The 2584-nt window shown below is 74.2% G+C and carries 3 protein-coding genes; all 3 read right to left on the bottom strand.

Annotation, left to right across the window (positions count from 1 at the left end; genetic code table 11):
• Nucleotides 1-1323: ROK family transcriptional regulator (locus tag ABZ914_RS50015; RefSeq protein ID WP_500201621.1), on the bottom strand; the 1323-nt coding region annotated here is incomplete at its 3' end.
• Between the two features lie 193 nt (nucleotides 1324-1516).
• Nucleotides 1517-2125, bottom strand: coding sequence for a GTP-binding protein (locus ABZ914_RS50010; RefSeq protein ID WP_190852488.1), 609 nt, complete (start codon nucleotides 2123-2125; stop codon nucleotides 1517-1519).
• Nucleotides 2106-2584: DUF742 domain-containing protein (locus ABZ914_RS50005; protein WP_500201620.1), on the bottom strand; the 479-nt coding region annotated here is incomplete at its 5' end. The genes ABZ914_RS50010 and ABZ914_RS50005, both read right to left, overlap by 20 nt.

Raw genomic sequence — 2584 nt, 5'->3', positions numbered from 1 at the left:
GGGGGGGGGGGGGGGGGGGGGGGGGGGGGGGGGGGGCGGGGGGGGGGGGGGGGGGCCGCGTCTGGGGGGGCGCGGGTCGGGCGGCGGGGAGAACACGTGGTCGCTGATCAGCCGCGCGCCGCCCACCACCCCGGCGGCGCCGGCCAGCTCGGACAGCACGATCGGCAGGTTGCCGGTCGCCAGCGGCGCCGACCGGCGGTAGACGACGCTGCGGATCTCCGCGAGCAGGGTGTGGCCGAGCCCGGCGACGCCGCCGGCGATGATCACCAGGCCCGGGTTGAAGAAGCTGACCAGCCCGGCGAGGACCTGCCCGACGTGCCGGCCGCCCTCCCGGATGATCCGCACCGACGCCGGGTCGCCGGCCGCGGCGGCCTGCGCGACGTGCTCGCCGGACAGCTCCCCGTGGCTGTCCAGCAGCGCCGCGAGCTGCGGCGACTCCCCCGAGCGCGCCGCCGCCTCCGCGTCCCGCGCGAGCGCCGCGCCGCCGAAGTACGCCTCCAGGCAGCCGGCGTTGCCGCACGCGCACATGGGCCCGTCGTCGTCGATCCGGATGTGCCCGATGTCGCCCGCGCTGCCCGACACGCCCCGGTAGATCGCGCCGTCCACGACGATGCCGCAGCCGATGCCGGTGCCGATCTTGACGAGCAGGAAGTCGTCCACCGACCGCGCGAGGCCGGCGTGCAGCTCGCCGAGCGCCATCAGGTTCACGTCGTTGTCCACCAGGACGGGGCAGCCGAGCTCGGCGCCGATCGCGTCGCGCACCGGGAACCGGTCCCAGCCCGGCATGATCGGCGGGACGACCGGCATCCCGTCCCGGAAGCTCACCGGCCCCGGGACGCCGATCCCGGTGCCGTGCACGCGCGGGATCAGGCCCTCGTCGCGCAGCTTGCCGAGCAGGTCCAGGGCCCGGTCCAGCACCGCCGTCGCGCCCTGCCGGACGTCGCACGCCTCGCTGACGTGGCCGAGCACCTCCAGGGCGCCGTCCGTCACCGCGACGTCGATCGAGGTGGCGCCGATGTCGAACGCGACGAACCGCAGGCTCGGCGACAGCCGGACGATCCCGGACCGCCGCCCGCCGCGCGACGCCGCGAGCCCGGCGCCCTCCACCAGCCCGAGCTCGACCAGCCGGTCCAGCTCGACGGCCAGCTTCGAGCGCGACAGCCGGACGACGTCGCCCAGCTCCGCGCGCGACCGCGGGCCCTCGTCGCGCAGCAGCCGCAGCAGGCGTGCCTGATGCACGTTCTGCGGACGAGCCGGCATGCGCATCACGCCGTCCTCTCGGGTGCCGTTCGGGGCGCCGGGGCCGTGTGACCCCGGTCTCATGCCGAGACCGTAACCGGCTTTCGTCGACTTGAGAAGACCTTTCACCCAACTCTTTCGAACTTTCTCCTGTCACAGGACAAAGTTGCCCGCGAAAAAGCCCCGGACCGGAACGTGCCGGGTCCGGGGCTCGCTCGCAGGGGTCAGGACGTCACGAGGAGGGGCGCCCGCGCGCCCCCGCCCGTCAGCCCGCCCGTCAGTAGGTGACGGCCTGGCGGCTGCCGCTCATCGTGCGCATGATGTGCTCGACGAGCGTGATGAGCACGCGCTTGGCGTCCTCGCGGTCGCGGACGTCGCAGTCGATCACCGGGATGTCGGGCGACAGGTCGAGAGCGTCGCGCACCTGGTCGGGGGTGTGCCGGCCGGCGCCGTCGAACCGGTTGACCCCGATGATGAACGGCACGCCGCGCCGCTCGAAGTAGTCCACCGAGGCGAAGCAGTCGGCCAGCCGGCGGGTGTCGACCAGCACCACCGCGCCGAGCGCGCCCTTGGCCAGCTCGTCCCACATGAACCAGAAGCGGTCCTGGCCGGGCGTGCCGAACACGAACAGCACCAGGCCGTTCGGCAGCGTGATCCGCCCGAAGTCCATCGCCACGGTCGTCGTGGTCTTCGACGACACCGCCGTGGTGTCGTCGATGCCGATGCTCTTCTCGGTCAGCGCCTCCTCGGTGCGCAGCGGACGGATCTCGCTGACCGCGCTCACCAGGGTGGTCTTGCCGACTCCGAAGCCACCGGCCACGAGGATCTTGACGGTCAGCGCGGAGTCGCCCGCCTGGGCGGCCGCGTCAGAGCGCACGGATTCCATCGATCACTTCCTTGAGTACGCGCTCGCTCGGGAACTGCGCCACCGGCGCGGGGCGCCGGACCTGTATCAGCGAACGGTCGAGCAGGTCGCCGAGCAGGACCCGGACGACCCCGAGGGGAAGTTCCAGATCCGACGCTATCTCGACGACCGACAACGGGGTGCGGCAAAGCTCCAGGATCATGTCATGTTCCGGCTCCGGCGACCACGGAGACGCCGGAATCGCCGGGTTCGAGTCCGCGCCGCCCGGCGCCTCGACGGCCTCGATCAGCGCGACGAGGTCGAACTCGACGCCCTCGTAGTGGGTGCGGCCTCCGGTGAGCGCGTAGGGGCGCACGACGGGCCCGGCGGCGTCGTCGAACCACGCCGTCCCGCCCGCCCCGCCCCCGGCCCCCCCCGCGGCGCCGCCCCCCGCCCGGGCGCGGGCCGCGCCGCGCCCGGAGCCGCAGGAGGCTCCCCAGC

It is taken from the genome of Spirillospora sp. NPDC046719 (genome assembly GCF_040645715.1).
In the GTDB taxonomy this organism is placed as follows: domain Bacteria; phylum Actinomycetota; class Actinomycetes; order Streptosporangiales; family Streptosporangiaceae; genus Spirillospora.
This window is presented reverse-complemented; position numbering and strand designations above follow the sequence as displayed.